The organism is uncultured Aquincola sp., assembly GCF_964001545.1.
Lineage (GTDB): Bacteria > Pseudomonadota > Gammaproteobacteria > Burkholderiales > Burkholderiaceae_C > Aquincola.
Window position 1 is genome coordinate 1 of sequence record NZ_CAXFDV010000084.1, and the last position, 3,291, is coordinate 3,291.

3 protein-coding genes are annotated in these 3,291 nt (G+C 71.3%); all 3 read left to right on the plus strand.

Annotation, left to right across the window (positions count from 1 at the left end; translation table 11 throughout):
• Positions 1–666, plus strand: a 666-nt coding sequence (locus ABNT58_RS03030; RefSeq protein WP_348752035.1) for a methyl-accepting chemotaxis protein, incomplete at its 5' end; no start/stop codon positions are given.
• A 138-nt stretch (positions 667–804) separates the two neighbouring features.
• The gene (locus ABNT58_RS03035) at positions 805–2,055 is read left to right on the plus strand and encodes a diguanylate cyclase (RefSeq protein ID WP_348752036.1); all 1,251 of its coding nucleotides are present in this window, start codon (positions 805–807) and stop codon (positions 2,053–2,055) included.
• Between the two features lie 121 nt (positions 2,056–2,176).
• Positions 2,177–3,160, plus strand: coding sequence for a tripartite tricarboxylate transporter substrate binding protein (locus ABNT58_RS03040; protein WP_348752037.1), 984 nt, complete (start codon positions 2,177–2,179; stop codon positions 3,158–3,160).
• The last annotated feature ends 131 nt before the right edge of the window (positions 3,161–3,291 follow it).

The window sequence follows — 3,291 nt, forward strand, 5'->3', positions numbered from 1 at the left end:
GCGGTCAAGGCCACGGTGAGCGCGATGAAGCAGATCGCCCACAAGATCGGCATCATCGACGACATCGCCTACCAGACCAACCTGCTGGCACTGAACGCCGCCATCGAAGCGGCGCGTGCGGGCGAGCATGGCAAGGGCTTTGCGGTGGTGGCCGCCGAAGTGCGCAAGCTGGCCGAGCGCAGCCAGGTGGCGGCGCAGGAGATCGGCACCGTGGCCAGCAGCAGCGTGGAGCTGGCCGAGCGTGCCGGCCAGCTGCTGGACGCGATGGTGCCCAGCATCCGCAAGACCTCGGACCTGGTGCAGGAGATCACCGCCGCCAGCGAAGAGCAGTCGTCGGGCGTCACCCAGATCAATGCCGCGGTGAGCCAGCTGAGCCAGACCACGCAGCAGAACGCTTCCAGCTCCGAAGAGCTGGCCGCCACCGCTGAAGAGATGAGCGCCCAGGCCGAGCAGCTGCAAGCCACCATGGGTTTCTTCCAGCCGGCCCGCAGCCCGCGCGGGCGCGAAGCCGAAACCGCGGCGCCGGCACGCCAGGCCATCGGCAACGCCATGAGCCAGGCCCAGGGTACCGAACGGCGCAAAGCCAGCCAGCGCACGGCGGCCCATGCGCAGCGCGCGCCGCGCCCGAACGAGGCACTGGACGAAGCCAAGTTCACCAGCTTCTGACCGCTGGACGACCGGGCGCCGGCGCGGGGGCGGCTGGCGTTACACCTTCATGACACACGGCGCTCAACGCGCCGGATGCGGTGGCCGATACCTGCCCCACGGGCCTTGCCGTGGGGCCTGTCACCCACCCCGCCGCCGATGAACCTGCCCTGCCCCTCGAACCTCTTTGCCTTGTGGACTGCCGATGGGCAGGGCCCTGGCCTGCAGCTGCAGGCCACGCAGGCCGGCGTGCTGCCGCCGCCCGGCGAGCAGGGGCTGGCCCGCTGGCTGCAGCGGGCGCGGGCCGGTGGCGACGACGCCCTGCCCGCGGCCGTGGCCGCGGCCATGGAGGCCGGCCGGCCGTTTCAGGTGGAGGTGCTGCTGCGCTGCCCCGACGGCGCCAAGCGCTGCCTGATGGTGGCCGGCCTGCCGCTGGCGGGCATGGGCAAGAGCGCCCAGGGTCGGTACCACGGCTTCATGCTCGACGTCGGCGCCCAGCGCAATGCCTTCGAAGCAGCGCTGCGCACCGCCGCTCAAGACCGCCTGCTGGTCGAGCACAGCACCGACCTGATCGCGCACTGCGACCAGCGCGGGCGCTACGTGTCCATCTCGCCTTCGTACAGCCGGCTGATCGGCTGGACCGACGAAGAAGTGGTGGGCCGCCTGGTGACCGAACTGCTGCACCCCGACGACCGCGCCGCGGCCGAGCAGGCGCTGGCGCACCTCTTCGGCGGCGGCGTGCTGCCCGATGCGGTGGAAGTGCGCAAGCGCCACCGCGACGGCCATTACGTGACGGTGGGCACCAAGGCCTGCGCAGTGACCGACGACCACGGCCACTGCATCGGCGCGGTGCTGGTCTCGCGCGACATCACCCGCGACAAGGCGCGGCTCAAAGACCTGGAGACCCTGGCCACGCGCGACCTGCTGACCGGCCTGCCCAACCGCGCCTGGATCGAAGAACACATCGCCCACCGGCTGGCGCAAGGCGACGGCCAGGCACGCACGGCGGTGTTCTTCATCGACCTCAACGGCTTCAAGGCGGTGAACGACAGCCACGGCCATGCGGCCGGCGACGTGCTGCTGCAGCAGGTGGGCCAGCGGCTGCAAGGCGGCCTGCGCCCCGGCGACGCGGTGGCACGGCTGGGCGGCGACGAATTCGTGGTGGCTGCCGCCTGTGGCGACGCCACCGCCGCCGCCGGCATCGCCCAGCGGCTGCTGGACAGCCTGCAGGCGCCCTTCTGCACGCCGGGCGGCGCGGTGCCCATCGGCGCGGCCATCGGCATCAGCCTGTCGCTGGCGGCCACCGATACCACCGCCCTGCTCTTCGAGCGTGCCGACCTGGCCATGTACCAGGCCAAGGCCTGCGGCGGCTCGGCCTTCCGCTTCTTCGAGCCCGGCCAGCAGCGCTGAGCCGGCCCGGCCTCTCGGTGTTAACACCGAGATTCCAGACCCCGCGATGACAGGGCGCTGAAAGCCACCGCCCCGCACCATGACCGCCTGAACCCAAGAGGAGATGGTTGTGGATGACTGCATGAAGGCACGCCGCCAGGCCCTGCTGGCGGCCGGCGCCTGGGGACTGGCCTCGGCCCTGCCGATGGCGGCGCGCGCGCAAGGCAACTGGCCGAACAAGGCCATCCGCTTCGTCGTGCCCTTTGCGCCGGGCGGCAGCTCCGAGATCGTGGCCCGCTCGGCCGCGGTGGAGTTGTCCAAGCTGCTGGGCCAGAGCGTGTACGTGGACAACAAGCCCGGCGGTGCCGGCAACGTGGCCATGCAGGAAGTGGCCCGCGCCGACGACCTGCACACGCTGATCTTGGGCCACATCGGCACGCTGGCGGTCAACCCCTTCATCTTCGACAAGCTGCCGTACGACGTGAACCGGGACTTCAAGCCGGTGTCGCTGCTGGCCAAGGTGCCCAGCCTGTACCTGGTCAACAACAACGTGCCGGCGCGCAACCTGAAGGAATTCGTGGCGCTGGCCAAGGCCCGCCCGGGGCAGCTGAACTACGGCTCGGCCGGCAACGGCAGCGCCGGCCACCTGGCCTTCGAGTACCTGAAGATGGCCACCGGCACCTTCATCACCCACGTGCCTTACCGCGGCACCGGCCCGCAGCTCACCGACCTGATGGCCGGCCGCATCGACGCCGCGGCGGTGGGCGCGCCGGCGGTCATCCAGTTCATCAAGGCGGGCAAGCTGCGCTGCATTGCCACCGGCACCGCGCAGCGCATCCCGCAGCTGCCCGATGTGCCCACCGTGGCCGAGCAAGGCTTTGCCGGCTTCGAGATGACGCAGTGGTACGGCGTGCAGGCACCGACCAACCTGCCGGCACCCGCGCTGGAGCTGCTGGCCTCGGCCTGCGCCAAGGCCATCACCGCGCCGGCCGCGATGGACCACCTGTCGAAGGAAGCGGCCATTGCCGTGGGCAGCACGCCGGCCGAGTACGCCCGCTTCATTGCCCAGGAACAGCAGCGCTGGAAGCCGGTGCTGGCGCGCGCCAAGGTGCGGCCCGACAACTGAAAGAGCCGGCCGCGGGTTATGGTGCGGTGATGTGCCACACGACGCCACCCGCCCGGTGGGCCCTGCGCCTGAAGCTGCCCGTCCTGCTGGCCGCGCTGGGGCCGGGCCTGGCCGCCAGCGTGCCCGCGGCC

Coding starts and splice junctions, on each gene's coding strand:
- ABNT58_RS03035 (WP_348752036.1), top strand. CDS start 805: ATGAACCTGCCCTGCCCCTCGAACCTCTTTGCCTTGTGGACTGCCGAT.
- ABNT58_RS03040 (WP_348752037.1), top strand. CDS start 2,177: ATGAAGGCACGCCGCCAGGCCCTGCTGGCGGCCGGCGCCTGGGGACTG.